This is a genomic window from Stappia sp., from assembly GCF_040110915.1.
In the GTDB taxonomy this organism is placed as follows: Bacteria; Pseudomonadota; Alphaproteobacteria; order Rhizobiales; family Stappiaceae; genus Stappia.
Genome location: NZ_CP157793.1, coordinates 200,525 through 222,242 on the forward strand (window position 1 = coordinate 200,525; position 21,718 = coordinate 222,242).

Consider the following 21,718-nt stretch of genomic DNA (forward strand, 5'->3'; position numbering starts at 1 on the left):
CGGGCCTTGCCGGGCTGCGGTGGGCCTTGCGCAAATCTGTGCCGACAGATCGACACAGTTACGGGAACGATGCAGCCCTTGCGTCCCGGTCGTCGAGGCGGATCGGGCTAAAGGATTATCTTATTTATATAAATTCTGAATTAATATAAGTGCGAAATTGTTCAAGAAACAATTTTGATCGCTGTGCCTCCATACCGTCACGTCATGCCCGTCGTCGTCCGGCGGGCGGAAGACGCTTGCGTGAAATCCGCGGGCACCCCGGTCCTGGGGCTCGTTTTTTCGGGGGTTGCGATGAAATTCTTGGCCAACATCGGCATATCGACAAAGGTGATGGGCGGCTTCGGTCTCGTCCTGCTGTGTCTTCTCGGGATCAGCGTCACGGGAAGCGTGAATCTGTGGCGCGGCGAGGATGGCCTGTCCCGCTATCGCGCGACCGCGATCCAGACGAATTATGCTGGTGAGGTGCAGGCCAACCTGCTGGAGGCGCGCCTGGCGGTCCTGGGGTTCACCAACAATGCCTCGCAGGAAGCGATCGCCCGGGTGCAGGAGCGCGCCACGCGCACCCAGGAGCTCAACGAGCGTCTGGCCGGCCTGGTCAACAGCCCCGAGAAGAAAGCCGTGGTCGAGCAGACGGCCCGCGATCTCGACGCCTATCTGGAGGCCTTCGACGAGGTGGTTCGCCTTCAGTCGACGCGCGACGGTCTGGTGTTCGGAACGCTCGACAAGGTCGGTCCGCAGATCGAGGCCACCCTGGCCCGCATCATGACCGGGGCCGAGGCGGACGGAAACCTCGCCGGCGCCTATCGGGTCGCAGCGGCGCAACGCAATCTGCTCATGCTGCGCCTGTACGCCTCGAAGTTTCTGGTCACCAACGAGCAGGTCGCCTTCGACCGTGCGATGCGCGAGGCGGAGGAGATGCAGGCCGCGCAGCAGGCGATGGTGGCAGCGCTTGCCGATCCGCAACGCCGCGCCGCCGCCGCCGGTCTGGGTGATCTGCGCGAAACCTATGTCGCGGCCCTGCGCGGCGTTCACGATGCGATCGCGCAGCGCAACGCGGTGATCGACGGCACGCTCGGGGCCATCGGGCCGCGCGTGGCGAGCGCGCTGGAGGCCATGAAGCTGGACATCAAGAGCGAGCAGGACACGCTCGGACCGCAGACGAGCGCGGCGATGAAGACCGCGGTGACGGTGACCGCCGGCGCCGCCGTCCTCAGCCTCCTGATCGGCGGTCTCGCCGCCTGGCTGATCGGCACCGGCATCTCGCGTCCGATCCAGGCCATCACCGGCGCCATGGGCCGGCTCGCAAAGGGCGACAAGACGACCGACATTCCCGGGACCGGACGCGGCGACGAGGTCGGTGCCATGGCGGCCGCCGTCGAGGTCTTCAAGGAAAACATGATCAAGGCCGAGGAACTGGCCGCGCGCGAGGTGGCGGAAAGCGCCGCCCGCGAGGAGCGGGCCCGCCGCATCGAGACGTTGACGCAGGACTTCGACGCCGGCGTGTCGGAACTGCTGAACGCGGTCGCCGGCGCCTCGACGGAAATGGAAAGCACCGCCGTGTCCATGTCGGGCATTGCGGAGGACACCAATCACCGCGCCACGAACGTCGCCAGCGCCGCCGAACAGGCCTCGAACAATTTCCAGACTGTGGCTTCCGCGACCGAGGAACTCACCACCTCGATCCAGGAGATCGCCCGTCAGGTCGATGCCTCGTCGAAGATCGCATCGGGCGCGGTGTCGCAGGCCGCCGACACCGACCGTCAGGTGCAGGGCCTCGCGCTCGCCGCCCAGAAGATCGGCGACGTGGTGAAGCTGATCTCGGACATCGCCGAGCAGACCAACCTGCTGGCGCTCAATGCCACCATCGAGGCGGCGCGCGCAGGTGAAGCCGGCAAGGGCTTCGCCGTCGTCGCGGCGGAGGTCAAGGAACTGGCCAGCCAGACCGCCAAGGCCACCGAGGACATCGGCAAGCAGATCACCGGCATCCAGTCCGAGACGGACGGCGCGGTGGCCGCCATCCAGTCGATCGGCGCCGTGATCGGGGAGATCAACGACATCGCGCTCGGGATTTCCTCCGCGGTCGAGGAACAGACGGCCGCCACCGGCGAGATCGCCCGCAACGTCGAGCAGGCGTCCGAAGGCGCGCAGGAGGTCAGCAGCAACATCCTGGAGGTGACGCGCGCGGCCGGAGAAACCGGCGCGGCGGCCACCCAGGTCACGGCCGTCGCCGGCGAACTGAGCAGCAAGTCCGAGCAGCTCAAGGCACGGGTGGAAGACTTCCTCGCCGCCGTTCGGGCCGCCTGACGCGGGCTCCAACGCATCCTTCGAACACCCCCGGGACACGCAACGGGGCCGTGCGGGACACCGCGCGGCCCCGATTTGCGTCCGACGGGGAGAATCCGCCCTTCGGCAACTTCTTGCCGATCCGCCGACGATCTCGGCAAGAAGTTGCCGAAGAGTGGGGCGGGGCAATCGAACAACGGCGGCGCGAACGGCCCGCAATCCGGCGGTCGATACCCGCGACGTTGCGTCAGTCGTGCCCCTTGAGCGAAGGGGGGCGAAACTGGCATGGTGTTTGCGCAGTTAAAACCGGCTCGCGTCGGAGGGCGCGGGATACGCGAACAACATCCTGTGGGAGGATCAATTCATGCATGCAGGCCGCAAACTGGCCGTGCTTGGCACGGCCACCGTTCTGACGTTCGGCTTCGCCGCCGAGACCATCGCGCTTGAGTGGAACGTCTCGCTGTGGGGCAAGCGCCGCGCCTTCACCGAGCATGTCGAGAAGCTCGCCGAACTGGTCAGCGAGAAGACGAACGGCGAGTTCAAGCTCAATCTCGCCTATGGCGAATCCCTGTCGAAGTCGCGCGAGAACCTCGACGGCATCTCGATCGGCGCCTTCGAGATGGCCCAGTTCTGCGCCTCCTACCACGCCGACAAGAACCCGACGCTCACCGTTCTGGAACTGCCCTTCCTTGGCGTGCCGGATCTGGAGACGCAGGTCGAGCTGGACCGTGCGGTCTATGCCCATCCGGCGGTCGAGAAGGATCTCGCGCGCTGGAACGCCCGGCTCGTGATGTCCTCGCCGATGCCGCAGTACAATTTCGTCGGCAAGGGCGACGCGCCGACCCAGGTGTCGGACTTCGAGGGCATGCGCGTGCGCGCGCTCGGCGGTGTCGGCACGGCGATGGAGACGATCGGGGCGGTGCCGACCACGGTGACGGCGTCCGAGACCTTCCAGGCGATCGATTCGGGCACCGTCAGGGCAGCCTCCTTCGCCCCGCACGCGCATCTGTCGTTCAATACGGTGGAAGCGGGCAACTGGTGGACCACCAACCTGAACCCCGGCACGGTGAACTGCCCGGTCGTGGTCAACATCGACGCCTACAACGCGCTGCCGGACAACTTCAAGGAAGCCTTCGATTCCTCCGTCGGCCCGGCGATCGACCACTATCTGGCGACCTATGAGAAGGTCTACGACAGGTGGTACCCGACGCTCGAGGAGATGAACATCGAGCAGGTCACCTTCCCCAAGGAGCAGATCGACGCCTTCAAGGCGAAGGCCGGTCAGCCGCTCTGGGACGCCTGGGTCGCGGAGATGGACGCCAAGGGCATTCCGGGCAAGGAGCTGCTTGAGCTGGTTCAGTCCAAGCTGAACTGATCCGGCACCGCTCCCGCCTCGACGGGACGACGGCCGGCGCGTCCGACGCGCCGGCCGGTATCGGGGGCGCGTCGCGCGCCGAGGGAAGGACGCGCTGTCCGTCTCGACAGCCGGGACCGACGACCCGTCTCGGTCGCTGGCCGCGACGGTCCGCCTGGTGCGGGTCGGGCGTCGATCGCGACGCTCCGGTCGTGACGCACGGACGTCGCGACGCACGGACACCGCTCCGGCGCATCCGCTTACCGGCGCCACCGCATATCGATTCCGTCTTGCGCCCTGTCGCTTTCGCCCTGTTTCCCGATCCGGCGCCGTGTCGGCGCACCGGTTGGAGATCGTCATGACATCCGCCTCCGCATCGCGGCAACGGCCGGGCACATACATCCGTTTCGACGGGTGGCTGCTCAAGGTCGAGAACGCGTTCAACATGGTGGCCGCGGCAAGCATTCTCGTGCTCATGCTACTTGCGGTCCTTCAGATCATCGGCCGCAACGGCTTCAACCTGCCCGTTCCCGGGTTCATCGATATCACCGAGCAGGCCATGGCCGTCTTCGCCTTCATGGGCGTCGCCTACTGCCAGCGCCTCGGCGGCCATATCCGCATGGAACTGGTCCTCGGCAAGCTGTCGGGGCGCGCGCTGTGGGTGTTCGAGCTGCTCGGCGTGGTGCTGATCTGGCTCGTCGTCGCGGCGCTGGTCTATGGCTCCTGGTTCCACTTCGAGCGCTCCTGGACCATCGGCGACAGCTCGATCGACATCGGCCTGCCGACCTGGCCGTCCAAACTCGTGGTGCCGGTCGCCCTGTCGCTCCTGCTCGCCCGCCTCACCCTGCAGATCTACGGCTACTGGCGTCTCGTGCGCGATCCGGGGGCCGAGCCGATCGCGGTGCCGGTGATCGCCGACATCGAGGACGTCGCCCGTCACGAAATCGAGGAGACCTTCGGCTCCGACGACGACACGACCACCAGGGAAGGACGCGGCCGATGACCCCCTTCGATATCGGCCTGATCATGACGGGCCTGCTTCTCGTCCTCGTCATCTTCGGCATGCGCGTCGCCTTCGCCGCCGCTCTGGTCGGCATTCTCGGGCTGATCGCGATCTTCACCCAGAAGCTCGGCTTCGAGCGCGGCGTGGTCGTGGCGCTCAAGATGGCCGGCACCATTCCGCATTCCAAGTCGGTCACCTATTCGCTGTCGGTGCTGCCGACCTTCATCCTGATCGGCTTCCTCGCCTTCTATGCCGGCTTCACCCGGCAATTGTTCGAGGCCGCGAAGCGCTGGCTCGGCTGGCTGCCGGGCGGCATGGCGGTGGGGACGGTCTTCGCGACCGCCGGTTTCGCCGCCGTCTCCGGCGCATCGGTCGCAACGGCGGCCGTGTTCGCCCGCGTCGCGATCCCCGAGATGCTGGCGGTGGGGTATTCCAAGCGCCTGTCGGCGGCCGTGGTCGCGGCCGGCGGCACGCTGGCCTCGCTGATCCCGCCCTCGGCCATCCTCGTGATCTACGCGATCCTGGTCGAGCAATCGGTGGCCAAGCTGCTGATCGCCGGCTTCCTGCCGGGCATCTTCTCGGCCGTCGTCTATGTGGCGATCATCATCGGGCTTGCGATGTGGAAGGGCGACGCGCCGCCGGTGCGCGGCTTCACCTGGGGCCAGCGTTTCGCCTCGGTGCCCGGCACGCTGCCGATCATCGCGGTGGTGGTGATCATCTTCGGCTCGCTCTACTTCGGCTATGCGACGCCGACGGAAGCCGGTGCGCTCGGCGCCTTCGTCGTGCTCGTCTCCGCCGTCGTCAACGGCATGCGCGGCAAGCAGCTGTGGCAGGCGCTGCACGAGACGGCCAAGCTCACGGTGATGATCTTCACCCTGATCTGGGGCGTGCTGGTCTATGTGCGCTTTCTCGGCTTCGCCCAGCTTCCCGAGGCCTTCCGCGACTTCATCGTGTCGTTGGAGTTCTCGCCCTGGCTGGTGCTGATCCTGATCCTCTGCGCCTATGCGGTGCTCGGCATGTTCATGGATGCGATCGGCATGCTGATCCTCACGCTGCCGGTGGTCTATCCGGCGGTGATCGCGCTCAACGGCGGCGAGAGCGTGTCGGCGGCCGACAGCGCCTTCGGCATGTCGGGGGAAATGTGCGCGATCTGGTTCGGCATCCTGGTGGTGAAGATGGCGGAGCTCTGTCTCATAACCCCGCCCATCGGGCTCAACTGCTTCGTGGTGGCGGGGGTGCGCGACGACATTCCGGTGCAGGAAGTCTTCCGCGGCGCGACCCCGTTCTTCGTCGCCGACGTGCTGACCATCGGCGGCCTCGTCGCCTTCCCGGCGATCGTGACCTTCCTGCCGTCGATCATGTGACGGCCAGCGAGGAAACGTCGCGACAAGACAAAGGGGCGCCCGCGCGGCGCCCCTTTTTGCATTCGGCGATCAGATCCTGCGCTGTCAGAAGAGCGTGCCCTGCGTCGGGGCCGATTTCGCCGCGGCAGCCTTCGCCTTGGCCCGGCGCGGTTTCGCGGCGGGTTTCGCGGGCGCGTCGTCGGAGGGCGCGGGCGCGGGGCCGTCGCCGCCGGCGACCGCGTCGAGCCGGCTGTCGTCGCCGAATTCGATCCCGATCCGCGCGCCCGGAACGACGCCCTTCGCGGAGCGGATCGGCTGGCCGTCCGCGTCGCGCACCAGCGCGTAGCCGCGCGCGAGCACGTTCTTGTAGGACAGGCTGTCGAGCAGCTTGGCGGAGGCGGACAGCCGCGCCCGCTCCGCCGCGAGGCGCTGGGCGTGGGCACGCGCCAGGCGTCCCTCAAACCCGGCAAGCCGCTCGCGGGCGATTCCGAGCCCGCGCGCCAGCGCATGCGGGGACAGCCGCGCGGTCGCGGCGGTGAAGCGGTTGCGCCGGTCGCGCAGGGTCGCGTTCAGCGCCGGGGCGAGCCGTTCGCCGGAGGTGTCGAGGCGCTGACGCGGCAAGGCGAGAAGGTCGCGCGGCGAGGGCAGGGCGGCGGCGGCCGCGCGCAACTCCGTGCGCCGCGTGCGGGCAAGGCGAAGCAGCGCCGCGACCTGACGGCGGGCCAGATCGTCGACGCTCGCCAGCAGTTCGGCGCGCACCGGCACGGCGAACTCCGCAGCACCCGTGGGCGTCGGGGCGCGCAGGTCGGCCGCATGATCGATCAGCGTCCAGTCGGTCTCGTGGCCGACGGCGGAGATCAGCGGAATGTCGGAGGCGGCCGCCGCGCGCACCACGGCCTCGTCGTTGAAGCCCCACAGATCCTCCAGCGACCCGCCGCCGCGCGCCACGATGATGAGATCCGGGCGCGGGATCGCGCCGCCCTCCGGCAGACGGTTGAAGCCTGCGATGCCGTTGGCGACCTCCGCGCCGCAGGTCTCGCCCTGCACCCGCACCGGCCACACCAGCACATGCAGCGGAAAGCGGTCCGAGATGCGGTGGAGAATGTCGCGGATGACCGCGCCGGTCGGCGAGGTGACCACGCCGATGACGCGCGGCAGCGCCGGCAGGGGGCGCTTTCGTTCGGCCGCGAACAGGCCCTCGGCGGCGAGTGTCTTGCGCCGTTCCTCCAGAAGCGCCATCAGCGCGCCGACGCCGGCCGGCTCCAGCGTGTCGATGACCATCTGGTACTTGGACTGACCCGGGAAGGTGGTGATCTTGCCGCTGGCGATCACCTCCATGCCCTGCTCGGGCTGGATCTTGAGCCGGCTGGCCTGGCCGCGCCAGATGACGCCGGACAGCACGGCGCGCTCGTCCTTGAGGTCGAGATAGACGTGACCCGAGGCGGGGCGCGAGATGCGACCCAGCTCGCCGCGTACGCGCACATAGCCGTAGGTGTCTTCCATCGTGCGCTTGATCGCGCCGGAAATCTCTGACACCGAGTATTCGGCGATGTTGCTGCTGTCTGCCAAGACCGTCCCCGCTGCGTCGAACCGGCCTGTGAGGGGACCCCAGTCGGGCAGCCCCGTCAAGGGGCGGCGCGGGGCTATCGACAGGCGCGGCGCCATGCGGCCACGGACCATCCGCAGCGGGGACGCGGGCACCGGGAAACGGACATCGAAGGGATCGGGAATCGAATGCCGCGTTACGAGTTTCGCATGCAGCGTCTGTTCGTGGAGGCGCCGCTCGGGGAGGCGGCGCGTGTCGCCGTCGAGCGGGCCCAGGCCAATTACCTGCTGAACGTGTTGCGGCTGAAGGCGGGCGATGCGGTGCTCGTCTTCAACGGGCACGACGGGGAATGGCGCGCCGAGCTGGAGGTGGAGGGGCGCAAGCAGGCGTCGCTCGTCTGCCGGGAGCGGACGCGCGTGCAAGGCGCGGCGCCGGACCTGCATTACCTCTTCGCGCCGCTGAAACACGCGCGTCTCGACTACATGGTGCAAAAGGCGGTGGAGATGGGAGCGGGCGTGCTGCGGCCGGTGATCACCCGCCACACCCAGGCGGCGCGGGTCAATCTCGAACGCATGCGCGCCAACGCCATTGAGGCCTGCGAGCAATGCGGGGTGCTGAGTATCCCTGAGATCCGCGAGCCGGTCGCGCTCGACAAGCTGCTTGCCGGCTGGGCGGCGGCCGAGGGCGCGCGCCGGCTGATCTTCTGCGACGAGGGCGAGGCAACGCAGAACCCGCTGCCGGCGCTGGAGACGCTCGCGCGCGGGCCGCTCGCGGTGCTGATCGGCCCGGAGGGCGGGTTTTCGGAAGAGGAACGCGCGCGATTGCGCGCCGAAACCTCCGTCACGCCGATCCCGCTGGGCCCCCGCGTGCTGCGCGCCGATACGGCCGCCGTTGCGGCCCTTGCGCTCGTGCAGGCGGTCGTCGGAGACTGGGAGTGAGCTCACGGTTTTCGGCGACCCGGCCTTTGGCGTCGGATCACGAAAAATCGCATTTGTTTTGCCGCAGGCGGCTGAGTATGGTGCGCGCCGACCATTCGAAGGATTACCGATCATGGCCCGCGACACCATCGACATCACCCCGGTTGGCGGGGTGGCGGAGCTCGCCGCGACGCTCGAGGCCGGATGCAAGCCGCCCAGCGACTTCCGCATCGGCACCGAACACGAGAAATTCGGCTTCAACGTCGCGGATCTGTCGCCGATTCCCTATGCCGGGGAACGCGGCGTGGAGGCCGTGCTGTCGGGCATGGAGCGCCTGCTCGGATGGGAACGGATCGACGACAACGGGCTGATCATCGGTCTGGCGGATCCGGTCGGCGGCGGCGCGATCTCCATCGAGCCGGGCGGGCAGTTCGAGCTTTCCGGCGCGCCGCTGGAAAACCTGCACCAGACCTGCCGCGAGACCAATTGCCATCTGGCGCAGGTGCGGCAGGTGGCCGAACCGCTCGGCATCGGCTTCCTCGGTCTCGGCATGACGCCGACCTGGCGGCGCGAGGACGTGCCGGCGATGCCCAAGTCGCGCTACGAGATCATGACGCGCTACATGCCGAAGGTCGGCACGCTCGGCCTCGACATGATGTATCGCACCTCCACGATCCAGGTGAACCTCGACTTCGCCGACGAGGCCGACATGCGCAAGAAGATGCGGGTCGGTCTGGCGCTGCAGCCGGTGGCCACCGCGATCTTCGCCAATTCGCCCTTCACCGACGGCAAGCCGAACGGCTTCAGGTCGTTCCGCGCCGAGATCTGGAAGGACACGGACAACGACCGCTCCGGCGGGCTGCCCATCGCCTTCGACGAGGGCTTCGGCTTCGAGGCCTATGTCGAATGGGCGATCGACGTGCCGATGTATTTCGTCAAGCGCGGCAGCGCCTATCACGATGTGACCGGCACGACCTTCCGCCAGTTCATGAACGGCGCGCTCAAGGGCGTGATTCCCGACCCCGAGCCGACGCTCGGCGACTGGAACAACCACCTCTCGACCCTGTTCCCGGATGTGCGGCTGAAGAAATATCTGGAAATGCGCGGCGCGGATGGCGGCCCCTGGCGGCGCATCTGCGCGCTGCCCGCGCTCTGGGTCGGGCTGCTCTACGATCCCGGCATTCTCGATCAGGCGTGGCAGATGGTGCGCGATTGGACGGACGGTGAGCGCGCGGCCCTGCGCGACGCGGTGCCGCGCGGCGGTCTGGAGACGCCGTTCCGCGGGACGACCGTTCTGGAGATCGCCAAGGAGATGGCGGCGCTCTCCCGCGAGGGGCTCAAGCGGCGCGCGCGCATCAACGACGGCGGCCAGGACGAGCGCGTGCATCTCGCGGCTGTCGAGGAGACGCTGGCGAGCGGACTGTCGCCGGCCGATGTCATGCTGCGCCGCTATCACGGCGAGTGGAAGGGCGATCTGGCCCGCGCCTTCGCGGATTACGCCTACTGATCCCTGAGATCCGGCCGTCAACCCGCGCGGCATCCGCGCGGTGACGGATTTGACCGACCCGGTGCAAGCGCCGATGATGGGGCCCCGCAACCAGGAAGGGCGCGCCATGAGCGACGGATTTCCATCTCCGGCTGCCTTCGATCCCGCTGCCTTCGACCCGGCTGCCGTGGTCGAGCGGATGCAGCGGCAGTTCGGCTGGAGCGAGGGCGATATCCTGCGCGCGGCCGAGGCGCTGATGCCGGCCGCCTTTGCCGGCCTGCGCCGCTTCGCGACCTCGCCGTCCAGCCTCGAGACGCTGATGGCGCTGATGCCCGGGCCCGGGCGCATCCGCTCGCTGCCCGATCCCGACGGTCTGGTCGGCGAGCCGCTGGCGCTGTTCTTCGGCACGGCGGAGACGCAGCGCGCGCTGGCGGATTTCGTGGCCCGGCAGACCGGTCTGGAGCGCCCCGGCGTGGAAACGCTGATGCCGGTCGTCGCCACGCTCGCGCTCGGCCAGGTGGCGCGCCAGTTCACCGGCGGGCCGGCCCGGGACCTGCTGGACGCCTTTCTCGCCGGCTATGCGCGCGGGCGACCGAAACCGGCGCCCAATCCCATGCGGATGATGGCGCCCTACACCGAGGCGATGCGCTCCTTCTGGGACGGCTATCTGGGCCTGTTCGAGCAACCGGGGCGCCCGGAGGCCGCGCCCGCGACCGGAACGAAAGCGCCGGACACCGACAGCCCGGGCCAACAGGCCTCCGTCACGCCCAACGACGATGCGCCCAACGCCGAAGCGCCCGCAGACGACGCGCCCGCAGACGAGGCACCGAACGACGCGCCGACGGACCGCGACGCCGCCCTGCTGGATCGCTGGATCGCGCTCGGCCGCGACATCCAGGACACGCAGATCCGCGGCTTCGAGACGTTTTTCGAGAAGGTGTCCTCGGAGGGGCGCACCCGCTCCTGATTCGGATCCCGCGGGGGCTCTCCTGACCGGGGATGCCGGGCTTCGCTCGTCCGTGGCGTACAAAACGTGGCGCGCAAAAAAAAACGTGGCGCGCCAAAAAAAAGCCCGCCCCGAAGGGCGGGCCAGGTGCGTCGGCGAGGGGCCGACAGGGCCTTGCGGACCGGGCGCGCGGCGGAAGGGGCGTGCCGCGCGCGGGTCGTTGGCAAGACGATCAGCGCAGGATTGCCGATGTGCGGGCGACCGACGGGCAGCCGGTCGCCGGCCCGGGCGCACTCGAGGTGTGGTCAGGGACGCCGGGCCGGCCGGGCGCGATTGGCCGAGCGGTTGCGCAAGAGGCTCAGCTTCACGCTCGGATCGAGCCCGTGGTCGCCGTAGAGCGCGGCCTGAACGTCGGCGCGTTCGATTCCGAGGTCGCGCAGCATGCGCTCGTCCATGTCGAGAAGCCGCGTGATCTGACGCCGGTTGCGGTAGCGCCGCCACAGCGTGGCGATGAGGCCCGCCACCGGCGCGGCGCCGGCGACAAGCGCGCCGCGTCCGGCCTGGAGCGCGGATCCGCGGGACGGAGGGCAGGGAGGCGCGGCGGGCGCGCGCGGGTCACAGGTCTGCGACATGGCGTCAGTCTCCTTTCCGGCGCCTCGCGGGGAAACGCCTGGTGTCAGCGGCACGACCGGACAGGTCGGTGCGGGGTTTGCTGTTGCGATGACTGGAACGGTAAGTCAGGCTTAATAATGAGACAATCGAATGTTTTGAATGGATACTGATCTCAATCGGTGATGTATTAGGGCCTGGCCTTGATGGCCCGCCGGGAGGCCTTGACGCAGGGCCTCGACGAAAGGCGTCGAGACACGGGAGACGCGATCCATGCCGCATGCTCTGGACATCGACCAGTTGCGCACGTTTCTGGCCATCGCGGAGCTTGGCAGCTTCACGAAGGCGGCGGAGGCGGTCAACAAGACCCAGTCGGCCGTTTCCATGCAGATGAAACGGCTCGAGGAACGGCTGGAGCGGCCGATCTTCGTCAAGGACGGCCGCCAGTCGCGCCTGACGGAGGACGGGCACAGGCTGATCGACTTTGCGCAGCGGATGATCCGGCTGAACGACGAGACGCTGTGCCAGTTCACCGAGCCCACCACGGTCGCGCGGGTGCGGCTCGGCCTGCCCGACGATTATGCCGAACGTCTGTTGCCGCAGGTGCTGGCCGCCTTCGCCCGGCTGAACCCGGCGATCGAGATCGCCGTGCAGTGTCAGGGATCCTTGTCCACGGTGGATCTGATCCGGCGCGGCGATCTGGATCTCGCGATCATCACCTCCGACGATTGCAAGGATATCGCTGGCGACGTGATCCGCCGCGAGCCCTTGCACTGGGTTGCGCCGGCCAAGCTGTGCCTGCATTGCGAGGAGACGCTGCGTCTTGCGCTCGGCCCGAACAATTGTTCCTGGCGGGCGCAGGCGGTGGCGGCGCTGGATCGCGTCGGCCGCCGCCATGTCGTGTCCTACACGTCGTCGAGCGCCGCCGCGCTGATCGGCGCGGTGCAGGCGGGGCTCGCGGTCGCCGTGCTGCCGGAAAGCGCGGTGCGCTCAGGCATGCGCATTCTGGGCGAGGGCGACGGCTTTCCGCCGCTGCCGCCCTGCGACATCACGCTGGTGCGCGCCGCAGGGGCCACCGATCCGGTGCATGACGCGCTCTGCGCCCATATCCAGGCCGCGATCGGCAATGTCTCCGTGCAGATGAACGCCGCCGAATAGGCGCCGCGTTCAGCACGGGCCGGCGCTGGCGTGCCACAGCGGACGGTACCCCGCCTGCAAGGCGGCGACGACCGCCGGCGGCGTCAGAAGCTCCACCAGCGTCTCGCATGCCGGTCGGGCGATTTGCGCCCCATAGCCGGCGAAGGACCAGGGGAGCAGACCGGTCTCGCGCACCGCCAGAGGGGTGTCGCCCATGCGGATCATGCTGCCCGGCGGGAGGTCCGACAGGGGACGGCGCAGGGTGCGTTTGGTGCGACCTGTGCGCCGTTCGCGGTGCAGCAGTGCGTCCATCTCGCTGGCGCGCGGGGGCGTGGGCAGCGCGTGAGCGGTCTGCCACGCCGCCTGAAACCGCAGGGCGTCGGCCCGCCGGCACTCGAAGCAGGGGCGGTGGCCGTCGGCGAGCGCGGTCACCTCGTCGAGAAAGAACAATTCCGTATAGCCCGCCCCCATCACGTCGCGATGGCGCCTGCGAAAACACAGGGTGCAGGCGATCCAGCGGATCGAGCGCCACCCCTGCGACAGGAGCCGCCGCGTCGCGGGATCGTGCAGCCGCCCGCCGCGATTGCCCATGAGCGTGCCGCGATGGGGCGTGGCATGCAGGGCGCCATCCGGCGCGACGCGGTTTTGCAGCGGCATCCGGGTTATCCGAGCCGCCAGGCGTCCGGGTCCGTGCCTTGCTCGCGCAGCTGATTGACCCGGTCGTTGGCGTAGCGCTGGAAGCCTTGGGTTTCATGCGCGCCGGAGCGCACCCATTCGAAGAAATGGTAGAAGTAGAAGGGCGGCAGATAGCCCTGGATGCGGGCGAGTTCGCCCTGGCGCCCGGGCTGGCCGATCACCGTGTCGGCTTGCATCGGGAAGAACAGGATCGTCGGCGTGAAATTGACGAGCCAGCGGCGGCCGAGCGCGCGCTCCTCCATTGCCTCGCCGTCGAAATCCACGACCTCGCGGGCGCCGAACAGATCGAGCTGCAGGATCGCGAAATTCTCCTTCAGATAGGGCAGGTAATCCGCGCGCTGGAGATTGACTTCATGCGTCTTGCGGCAGAAGGGGCAGCCGGCCTGCTCGAACATCACGACGAAATGCTTGCCCGCGTCCTGCGCCTCGGCGATGTCGTCGGAGAGTTCCAGAAAGCTTTCGACGAACCAGTCCTGCTTGTAGAGCCCGTCGTCGCCAAGCGTCGCGGCCCGCGCGCGGGACGCACCTCCGCCACCCCCCGCTCCGACTGCCGCGATGCCGCCGGCGGCCAGCAGGCCGCGCCCGAATGTCCTGCGCGTGATCATCCTCGTCCTCCCCGACATATTCATTCACCAGAATGTATCAGGTCGGAGGGAGCCATGCACGCGTTCCGTGCAGGTGCGTGGGCACGCCGGTCGGGGGGATCGGTCGGGGGGATCGGTCAGGGGTCGTCGGGAAAGAGCGGCAGGGTTTCCGGCTCGTCCGCATCCGGCGCGGGGCTCTTGCGCCGGGCCGTCGTCGCGCCCGCTTCGTTGGCATTCGCCTCGATGGCCTCCGCGTCGGTGGCCTCCCGCTCATCGGGATCCGCGTCCGGGAGAGCCGCGACCCCGTGCGCGCCGTCGAGGTCTGCCGCCGGCTCCGTCTCCGCCGCGCGCTCCTGCGCGTCGCGCTTCGCGGCGGCCGTGCGGGCCTGGGTGTCCAGGTGGACGATCAGCGCCTCGACCTCCTCCCAGAAGCCGTCGGGCACCTTGTCCCGCTGGCCCTGGCACATCAGCACGGTGCGCGCGCGCTGCGCCGCGCCGGCGGCCGCGAGCGCCGTGCCGAGCGCATTGGCCGCGGCCTTGCCGGTGGGATCGAGTTCCCAGGCATAGCGCGCCTGCCGCAGGGCGCCGATGAGATCGCCGGCGCGCCGGTAGCAGGAGGACAATTGCACCGCGTGGTCGGGATTCTCCGGCTCGCGGGTCTGGGCGGCATCGAAGGCGGCCAGCGCCCCGGACAGATCGTCGCGCGCCAGCAGGATGCGGCCGAGCAGGGCCTGCAGGGACGCCGACTCGGGCTGAATGTGCGCGGCCTTGCGGGCGTAGTCTTCCGCGTCGTCGAGCCGGTTCTGCCGGAACAGCGTTTCGGCCAGCCCGGTGAGCGCCGGCCCGTAGGCCGGATCGATGCGCAGGGCCTGGCGGTATTGCGCGATCGCCGGCGCGACCCGGTTCAGCGCGGCCTGCGCATCGGCATCCAGCGTCAGCACGGCGGCCGACCCGGGGAGCAGCTCCTTCAGGCGCAGCGCGAAGGGGGCGGCTTCGTCCGGCCGTCCCAGACGCATCAGCACGGTGGCCAGGCCGTAGAGCGCGTTGCGGTTGTCCGGGGCGCGCTCGAGCACGGCCAGAAAGGCATCGCGCGCCGGCTCGATGCGCTCCAGCAACAGCAGCGCGTTGCCCAGGTTGGCGCGGGCGGGAACGTGATCGGGGCAGGCGAAGGACACCTGGCGCAGCAAGGTCACCGCCTCGTCCAGATCGCCGCGCCGCATCAGCGCCGTGCCGGCCCGGTACTTTGCCTCATGGGCCCGGTCGTCGCGCTGCACCAGCTCCAGATAGACCCTGAGCGCGCCATCCGGATCGCCACTGGCCTCCTGCGCCGCCGCGTCGGCGAGCGCCTGGTCCATGTCCTTCTCGCCGGGACGCACGAAGGTGGGGGGCTGTGAACTCATGGACGATCTGTCCGCATGACGCGGCTCCCTTGAAAAACGCGCGCGCGAGTGTGGAGGATCCCCGCCCGCGTGGTTCCTGCGCGAAATCTTCGCGCCCGGCCCCCTTCGCGGCCGCGACTCGTGGCCGCGAACGCCTGCCGAGCCTACGGGTGCGGTGGCGGCGGGTCAAAGGATGGCCCGCCGTGGCAGGCGGCGGGGGCGACGTTATCCGCAGTCTTCGCGCCAGATTGCGGCAGCCCGGCGACGGGCGCGCAGATTTCGGTTCAAAACCCGCGACGCTTTGGGTAGAAGCGGCGCATGACAGACTGCGTCCTCATTATCGACTTCGGCTCCCAGGTGACCCAGCTGATCGCGCGCCGCGTGCGCGAGGCCGGCGTCTATTCGGAGATCGTGCCCTTCCAGTCCGCCGATCAGGCCTTCGAGGAGCTTCGCCCGAACGCGGTGATCCTTTCCGGCGGCCCGGCGAGCGTGACCGAGGCGACGACCCCGCGCGCCCCGCAAAAGGTTTTCGACGCCGGCGTGCCGGTGCTCGGCATCTGCTACGGCGAGCAGACCATGGTCGCCCAGCTCGGCGGCGGCGTGGAAGGCTCCGACCATCGCGAATTCGGTCGCGCCTATGTGGATGTGGTCAGCGACTGCGCGCTCTTCGAGGGCGTGTGGGAGGTCGGCAGCCGGCATCAGGTGTGGATGAGCCACGGCGACCGGGTGACGGCGCTGCCCGAGGGCTTCACGGCGGTCGCCGTGTCCGATGGCGCGCCCTTTGCCGCCATCGCCGACGAGGCGCGGCGGTTCTACGCCGTGCAGTTCCACCCGGAGGTGGTGCACACGCCGGACGGCGCGAAGCTCCTGTCCAACTTCGTGCACAGGATCGCGGGCCTTGCCGGCGACTGGACGATGGCGGCCTTCCGCGAGGACGCCAAGGCCCGCATCCGCGCCCAGGTCGGCGACGGCAAGGTGATCTGCGGCCTGTCCGGCGGCGTCGACAGCGCGGTCGCCGCCGTCCTCATCCACGAGGCGATCGGCGACCAGCTCACCTGCATCTTCGTCGACCATGGCCTGATGCGCATGAACGAGGCGGATCAGGTCGTCTCGCTCTTCCGCGAACATTACAATATCCCGCTCGTCCATGTGGACGCCGCCGACACTTTCATCGGCGCGCTGGAGGGCGAGAGCGACCCCGAGATCAAGCGCAAGACCATCGGCCGGCTGTTCATCGAGGTGTTCGAGGCCGAGGCCAAGAAGATCGGTGGCGCCGATTTCCTGGCGCAGGGCACGCTCTATCCGGACGTGATCGAAAGCGTGTCCTTCACCGGCGGGCCGTCGGTGACGATCAAGTCGCACCACAACGTCGGCGGCCTGCCCGAGCGCATGAACATGAAGCTCGTCGAGCCGTTGCGCGAATTGTTCAAGGACGAGGTGCGGGAACTGGGCCGCGAGCTTGGCCTGCCCGACGCCTTCGTCGGCCGCCATCCCTTCCCGGGACCGGGGCTCGCGATCCGCTGCCCGGGCGGCGTGACCCGCGAGAAGCTGGAGATCCTGCGCAAGGCCGACGCGATCTATCTCGACGAGATCCGCAAGGCGGGTCTCTACGACGCGATCTGGCAGGCCTTCGCCGTGCTGCTGCCGGTCCAGACGGTCGGCGTCATGGGCGACGGGCGCACCTATGAATTCGTCTGTGCACTGAGGGCCGTGACCTCGGTCGACGGCATGACGGCCGACTTCTTCCACTACGACATGGAGTTCCTCGGCCGCGCCGCGACGCGCATCATCAACGAGGTCAGGGGCATCAACCGTGTCGTCTACGACGTGACCTCCAAGCCGCCGGGCACCATCGAGTGGGAGTGAGCGGGGCCCCGCGGGGCAGCCGCTAACGGGCTGCGACATTCCGACCGGGACGGCCGACCGACTTTGGCCACAATCGCGTTGCGAGATCGCGACCGTCGCTCCCTGTGCCCAGGAAGGTCATGCCCGCTTTGCCGCGCGCCATCGTCCGCCTCTCGATTGTCCTGACCGTTTTCGCGGCCGGGCTTGCCATGCTGGTCGGCACGGTCGCCGCGCACGGCGGCGCCGGCGTCCCGCAATCCGCAAGGGAGGGCGGCACGGTGCTGGCGGTTCAGGGTGCGCCCGGCGCGGCGCCAGCGTCCCGTCGCGGCGATGCTTCGCAGACCGCGCTCCGCCCTGCCGCCCCGCGCCAGACGGTCGGTCCGTCCCGGGACTGCACGACCACGGCTCCGTCGATTTTCGTCTCTCATTGCGGCGCGCCCGCGCTGCCGGTGAGCGCCGCAGAAGCAGCCTCCGCCATCTGCCACGGCTGCCGGCAGCCGCGCCCCTTGCGCGATCTCGCGCCGGGGCGGGCAACGTCCGTCGACCTGCCTCCGCCACGCGTCCGCTTCCAGAGCGTGTGAGCTTGCCCGCGCCGTGGTTCGGCCGCGCGCGGGTCGATCCCCGACACCGTCGACGGCGCGTCACCCGGCGCCGGCCTGCCGACGCCCCGTTTGGGCGTGCGCACGGCTCTTGCGCGAGGTCTGTGCGAAAGGCGCCCGTCGCGGACACATCTGGAAGACATGCAATGAAGACAATTGCGACTGTGGTGACTGCCGGCGTGATCGCCGGCCTGACGAACGGCCTGGCGGCGACGCCGGGTCTGGCGCACGCCGAAAAGAGCGGGACGGTGCCGCCCGACGGCGCCCGACTGGCGTCGGCGCCAGAACGCCTCGAGTTGCGCTTTTCCGATCCCGCCCGGCTGATGAAGGTGGACATCGTCCGCGAGCGCGGCGGCCGCAGCGACGACATCGGCGTTGCCATTCCCACCCGCGCGAAGATCGAGACCATCACCCTGACGCCCGATCTGGATGGCGCGGGCCTGTATCGCGTGCGCTGGCGGGCGCTCGGGGCGGATGGGCATGTGATGACCGGCGGCTTCTCCTTCTCCGTCGCGGGGGAGTGAGCCTTGACCGATCTGTTCGACACCTGGAGCTTGCTCGCGGCCGCGAGCAAGCTGGTTCTCTATGCCTCGAGTCTCGTTGCAGTGGGCTCGCTGCTGTTTGCCATCGCGATGCCGCGCGTTGGCGTCGCGGTGGCCGGCGCACTTCGCCGGCTGGCGATCGGCGCAACCCTGCTCGCGATCGCGGCCACCGTGGTCCGCGTGATGGTGCAGGGCGGGCGCATGCTGGACGAGTGGGCCGGCATGACGGACCCCGACATCCTCATGATCAGCCTGGACGGACCGCTCGGCGCCTCGACCGGCGTCCGCCTTGCCGGGCTCGGCCTCCTTCTGCTCGCCGCCCTGGTCCGCCCCTTGCGGGGTCCGGCGACGCTTGTCGGCGCGGTGCTTGTCGCCGGTTCCTTCGCCCTGACCGGCCATGCCACGCGGGCGCCGCAGTGGGCGCTCGGCGGGCTGGTGACGATCCACCTGCTGGCGCTCGCCTACTGGGTCGGGGCATTGGCCCCGCTCTACCGCCTGGCCGGCGCGTCAGACGACAGGCGCCGGGCAGCCGAGATTGCCGAGCGATTCGGGCGTCAGGCGAGTGTCGTCGTGCCCGTGCTGGTCCTGGCGGGGGCGGGCTTCGCCTATGTGCTGCTCGGCGGTCTTGTTCCGCTCGTGACCGCGGGCTACGGACAGGTGCTGCTCGCCAAGCTCGGGCTGGTCGCGCTCGTTCTGGGCATCGCCGCGCTCAACAAGTGGCGCTTCGTGCCGGCGCTTGCGTCGGGCGGCGCCGAGGCCGGTTTCCGTTTCCGCCGGGCGCTCGCATTGGAAGCGCTCGCGTTTGTGGCCGTGTTCGCGATGACCGCGGTCATGACCACCTCCTTCACCGTTCCGGAGGCCGCATGATGGCTTTGTCACGACGCGGATTTCTCGCGGGGGCGGGCACGGCGCTGCTCGCCGCCCGGGCCCCCGGCCTCGCCCTGGCGCGCGATGCGCGGGCGACGGCCGGCGGGGTTATCGATCTTGTCGCGGGGCCGTCGCGCGCGCCCATCGGCGCGGCTGACGCGCTGCCGTCCAATCTGTGGACGTACAATGCCAGCGCGCCCGGTCCGGAGATTCGGGTCACCCGCGGCGCCCGGGTGCGCGTGCGCCTGACCAATCGGCTGGAAGAGCCGACCTCCGTGCATTGGCATGGCCTGCGCCTCGCCAATGCGATGGACGGGGTCGCCGGGCTGACACAGGCGCCGATCGCGCCGGGGGAGACCTTCGCCTACGACTTCGTCGCGCCCGATGCCGGAACCTATTGGTACCACGCCCACAACAAGAGCTGGAATCAGGTCGCGCGCGGGCTCTACGGAGCGCTGATCGTGGAGGAGGAGGTCCCGGCCTTCCCGCCGGAACGGGATCTGACGCTCATGCTCGACGACTGGGTGGTGGGCGACGACGGTCGGCTGGATCTCGCCAGCCTCGGGTCGCTGATGGACTGGAGCCATGCCGGGCGGCTCGGCAACCGCGTGACGGTCAACGGCCGGGTGGATCCGCTGTTGACGGTGCCGGCGGACATGCCCTGCCGGCTGCGGCTGATCAACGCCTCCAACGCGCGCATATTCGCGCTCGATCCGAACCGCTTCGACGCTCGTGTGCTTGCCTACGACGGGCAGGCGCTGCCCGAGCCGGTGCGGCTCGCCTATGCGCCGCTTCTTCTGGGGCCGGCGCAGCGCGTCGATCTTCTGGTGGTGCCCGAGGCGGGAACGCAGATCCCGCTGGAGGATGTGTCCGGCGCCGCTCCCCTTCCGCTCGCGCGCATCCGGGCGGGCGAGCCGCCGGACGCGCCGGCGGAGCGGGCGGGCGAGGTGCCTGTCGTGCGGCCGAACCCGCTTCCCGAGCCCGATCTCGCGAGCGCGCGCACGGTGCGCCTGCGCATGACCGGCGGCGCGATGCGCCCGATCGGTCCGGTGACCTATCGCGGCGAGGAGATGCGCGGCGGCGACTTCCGCCGCACCCGTCAGGCCTGGGCCTTCAATGGCGTGGCGAACATGCCCGAAACGCCGTTGTTCGCGGCCCGGCGCGGCGAAACCATCGTGCTGGAAACGGTGAACGAGACGGCCTTCATTCATGCCATGCATGTTCACGGGCATCATTTCCGGATCCTGCAGCGCTCCGGCAGTGACATCGACGAGGGACGCCCCTGGCGCGATACCTTCCTGATCGGCCCGGACCAGACGACCCGGATCGCCTTTGTCGCCGACAATCCGGGCAAGTGGCTCTACCACTGCCACATGCTCGAACATGCCGCCGCCGGCATGACCACATGGTTCGATGTCAGCTGACCGCGCCTCGGGGCGCTGCACACGGCCGGCGCCGGCCTGTAATTTCGAAAGCCTGAATGCGTCTGAAGAAGAGAGGAGCGGGGCGTTTCCCGCTTCCGGTTCGAAACGCATGAGGTAACCGATGAAACGCAAATCGATGACCGCGCTCGCGCTGACTACGGCTCTTGCCCTCGCAATGGCGACGGCCGCGCCGGCTTGGGCCCAAAGCCCCGGCGGGAGCGGTCAATCGGACATGCCCGGAATGGGCATGATGGGCCAGGGCATGGGCTCCGGCATGATGGGCCAGGGCATGAATTCCGGCATGAGGAGTCAGGGTATGCGCTCGGGAATGATGGGGCAGGGCATGATGCCCGCGATGCATCGGATGCACCGCGCCATGATGAGCGGCGGCATGATGGGCGCCGGAATGATGGGCCAGGGTGGCATGCAAGGAATGATGGGCCAGGGGGCCATGGGAGATATGATGGGCCAGGGGGGCATGATGGGCCAGGGAGCCATGGGAAGAATGATGGGCCGCATGTGGCTCGATGCCTTCGATGCCGATGACGACGGGACCCTCGGCGCCGAGGAACTGCGGAGCGGGCTTGCCGGTCAGCTCGAAACCTACGATGCCGATGGAAACGGCACCCTGTCGCTCGACGAGTATGAAGCGCTGCATTCGGCGATGATCCGTGCACGCATGGTCGACCGTTTTCAGGCGCTGGACGCCGATGGCGACGGCCGGGTCACCGGCGAGGAAATCGTCGCGCCGGCCAAGCGTCTGGAGCGCATGGAGAAGCGGCGCGCGGCCATGCGGGCCACGCAGGCGCAGCAGGGCCGGCCGGGCGCCATGATGCGGCAGGGCGACGCGACGACGGGCGACGACTGACCGTCCGGGCCGCCCGGCCCGTGCTCCCCGGGTGCGCCGCCTCCGGCGGCGTGCGCGGGGTCATCACGATCCCGTGACCGTTCCGCCCGGATCCCGAAATCGACACAGAGTGTCGCCACGTTCCCGATATCGGGCCGCGGCGGGGCAGGAGACCGGACGTCGGTCGCCCCGTCGCCGCCCGGTCTGACAGGGATCGCACGGGGACGAAATGGTGTCGCCAAGGACCTTGAAAACGTCCGGATGGGCGCAGGCGACGCGGCGCATCGGGTGGAGCCTCGCCCTGGCCGCGA

Annotated in this window: 19 protein-coding genes; 14 read left to right on the top strand and 5 right to left on the bottom strand. The window is 69.1% G+C overall.

What is annotated here, in order from left to right:
• The first annotated feature begins 183 nt into the window (after nt 1-183).
• The 4 genes from ABL312_RS00910 to ABL312_RS00925 all read left to right on the top strand — a co-directional run bounded on the left by ABL312_RS00910 (nt 184) and on the right by ABL312_RS00925 (nt 6,004).
• On the top strand, nt 184-2,304 hold the full coding sequence (locus ABL312_RS00910) for a methyl-accepting chemotaxis protein (protein ID WP_349361312.1): 2,121 nt from the start codon (nt 184-186) through the stop codon (nt 2,302-2,304).
• Between the two features lie 343 nt (nt 2,305-2,647).
• Nucleotides 2,648-3,658 (top strand): TRAP transporter substrate-binding protein DctP, encoded by a 1,011-nt coding sequence (dctP, locus tag ABL312_RS00915; RefSeq protein ID WP_349359493.1) that lies wholly within the window; start codon nt 2,648-2,650, stop codon nt 3,656-3,658.
• A 337-nt stretch (nt 3,659-3,995) separates the two neighbouring features.
• A complete protein-coding gene (locus ABL312_RS00920) occupies nt 3,996-4,640 on the top strand; it encodes a TRAP transporter small permease (protein WP_349359494.1) in 645 nt (214 codons plus the stop codon).
• Nucleotides 4,637-6,004 (top strand): TRAP transporter large permease, encoded by a 1,368-nt coding sequence (locus ABL312_RS00925; protein WP_349359495.1) that lies wholly within the window; start codon nt 4,637-4,639, stop codon nt 6,002-6,004. The genes ABL312_RS00920 and ABL312_RS00925 overlap by 4 nt, the downstream gene beginning before the upstream one ends.
• A gap of 84 nt (nt 6,005-6,088) precedes the next feature.
• On the opposite strand, the gene xseA is transcribed toward ABL312_RS00925, so the two are convergent.
• The gene (gene xseA / locus ABL312_RS00930; protein ID WP_349359496.1) at nt 6,089-7,552 is read right to left on the bottom strand and encodes an exodeoxyribonuclease VII large subunit; all 1,464 of its coding nucleotides are present in this window, start codon (nt 7,550-7,552) and stop codon (nt 6,089-6,091) included.
• A 186-nt stretch (nt 7,553-7,738) separates the two neighbouring features.
• On the opposite strand from xseA, the gene ABL312_RS00935 reads away from it, so the two are divergent.
• The 3 genes from ABL312_RS00935 to ABL312_RS00945 all read left to right on the top strand — a co-directional run bounded on the left by ABL312_RS00935 (nt 7,739) and on the right by ABL312_RS00945 (nt 10,899).
• Nucleotides 7,739-8,467 (top strand): 16S rRNA (uracil(1498)-N(3))-methyltransferase, encoded by a 729-nt coding sequence (locus ABL312_RS00935; protein WP_349359497.1) that lies wholly within the window; start codon nt 7,739-7,741, stop codon nt 8,465-8,467.
• A 112-nt stretch (nt 8,468-8,579) separates the two neighbouring features.
• Nucleotides 8,580-9,953, top strand: coding sequence for a glutamate--cysteine ligase (locus ABL312_RS00940; protein WP_349359498.1), 1,374 nt, complete (start codon nt 8,580-8,582; stop codon nt 9,951-9,953).
• A gap of 106 nt (nt 9,954-10,059) precedes the next feature.
• Complete coding sequence (locus ABL312_RS00945; RefSeq protein ID WP_349359499.1) at nt 10,060-10,899, top strand: DUF937 domain-containing protein; 840 nt, start codon at nt 10,060-10,062, stop codon at nt 10,897-10,899.
• Nucleotides 10,900-11,183: 284 nt separating this feature from the next.
• Here the strand turns inward: ABL312_RS00945 and ABL312_RS00950 are convergent, their stop codons facing one another.
• Nucleotides 11,184-11,510 (bottom strand): DUF1127 domain-containing protein, encoded by a 327-nt coding sequence (locus tag ABL312_RS00950; protein WP_349359500.1) that lies wholly within the window; start codon nt 11,508-11,510, stop codon nt 11,184-11,186.
• Nucleotides 11,511-11,760: 250 nt separating this feature from the next.
• On the opposite strand from ABL312_RS00950, the gene ABL312_RS00955 reads away from it, so the two are divergent.
• Complete coding sequence (locus ABL312_RS00955; protein WP_349359501.1) at nt 11,761-12,645, top strand: LysR substrate-binding domain-containing protein; 885 nt, start codon at nt 11,761-11,763, stop codon at nt 12,643-12,645.
• A gap of 9 nt (nt 12,646-12,654) precedes the next feature.
• On the opposite strand, the gene ABL312_RS00960 is transcribed toward ABL312_RS00955, so the two are convergent.
• The 3 genes from ABL312_RS00960 to ABL312_RS00970 form a co-directional block, all read right to left on the bottom strand.
• The gene (locus tag ABL312_RS00960; protein ID WP_349359502.1) at nt 12,655-13,281 is read right to left on the bottom strand and encodes a hypothetical protein; all 627 of its coding nucleotides are present in this window, start codon (nt 13,279-13,281) and stop codon (nt 12,655-12,657) included.
• Between the two features lie 5 nt (nt 13,282-13,286).
• Nucleotides 13,287-13,925, bottom strand: a complete 639-nt coding sequence (locus ABL312_RS00965; RefSeq protein WP_349359503.1) for a thioredoxin family protein — start codon at nt 13,923-13,925, stop codon at nt 13,287-13,289.
• 116 nt (nt 13,926-14,041) lie between these two features.
• Nucleotides 14,042-15,304 (bottom strand): tetratricopeptide repeat protein, encoded by a 1,263-nt coding sequence (locus ABL312_RS00970; protein WP_349359504.1) that lies wholly within the window; start codon nt 15,302-15,304, stop codon nt 14,042-14,044.
• Between the two features lie 297 nt (nt 15,305-15,601).
• On the opposite strand from ABL312_RS00970, the gene guaA reads away from it, so the two are divergent.
• The 6 genes from guaA to ABL312_RS01000 all read left to right on the top strand — a co-directional run bounded on the left by guaA (nt 15,602) and on the right by ABL312_RS01000 (nt 21,428).
• Nucleotides 15,602-17,149, top strand: coding sequence for a glutamine-hydrolyzing GMP synthase (guaA, locus tag ABL312_RS00975; RefSeq protein WP_349359505.1), 1,548 nt, complete (start codon nt 15,602-15,604; stop codon nt 17,147-17,149).
• A gap of 128 nt (nt 17,150-17,277) precedes the next feature.
• On the top strand, nt 17,278-17,709 hold the full coding sequence (locus ABL312_RS00980; RefSeq protein WP_349359506.1) for a hypothetical protein: 432 nt from the start codon (nt 17,278-17,280) through the stop codon (nt 17,707-17,709).
• A gap of 164 nt (nt 17,710-17,873) precedes the next feature.
• The gene (locus ABL312_RS00985; protein ID WP_349359507.1) at nt 17,874-18,251 is read left to right on the top strand and encodes a copper resistance CopC family protein; all 378 of its coding nucleotides are present in this window, start codon (nt 17,874-17,876) and stop codon (nt 18,249-18,251) included.
• A gap of 3 nt (nt 18,252-18,254) precedes the next feature.
• Nucleotides 18,255-19,136: a CopD family protein gene (locus ABL312_RS00990; protein WP_349359508.1), complete on the top strand. Its 882-nt coding sequence runs from the start codon at nt 18,255-18,257 to the stop codon at nt 19,134-19,136.
• On the top strand, nt 19,133-20,560 hold the full coding sequence (locus tag ABL312_RS00995; RefSeq protein ID WP_349359509.1) for a multicopper oxidase family protein: 1,428 nt from the start codon (nt 19,133-19,135) through the stop codon (nt 20,558-20,560). Before ABL312_RS00990 ends, ABL312_RS00995 begins: the two co-directional genes overlap by 4 nt.
• Before the next feature lie 121 nt (nt 20,561-20,681).
• Nucleotides 20,682-21,428 carry a hypothetical protein gene (locus ABL312_RS01000; protein WP_349359510.1) on the top strand — a complete coding sequence of 249 codons (747 nt, stop codon included), beginning with the start codon at nt 20,682-20,684 and terminating at the stop codon, nt 21,426-21,428.
• The last annotated feature ends 290 nt before the right edge of the window (nt 21,429-21,718 follow it).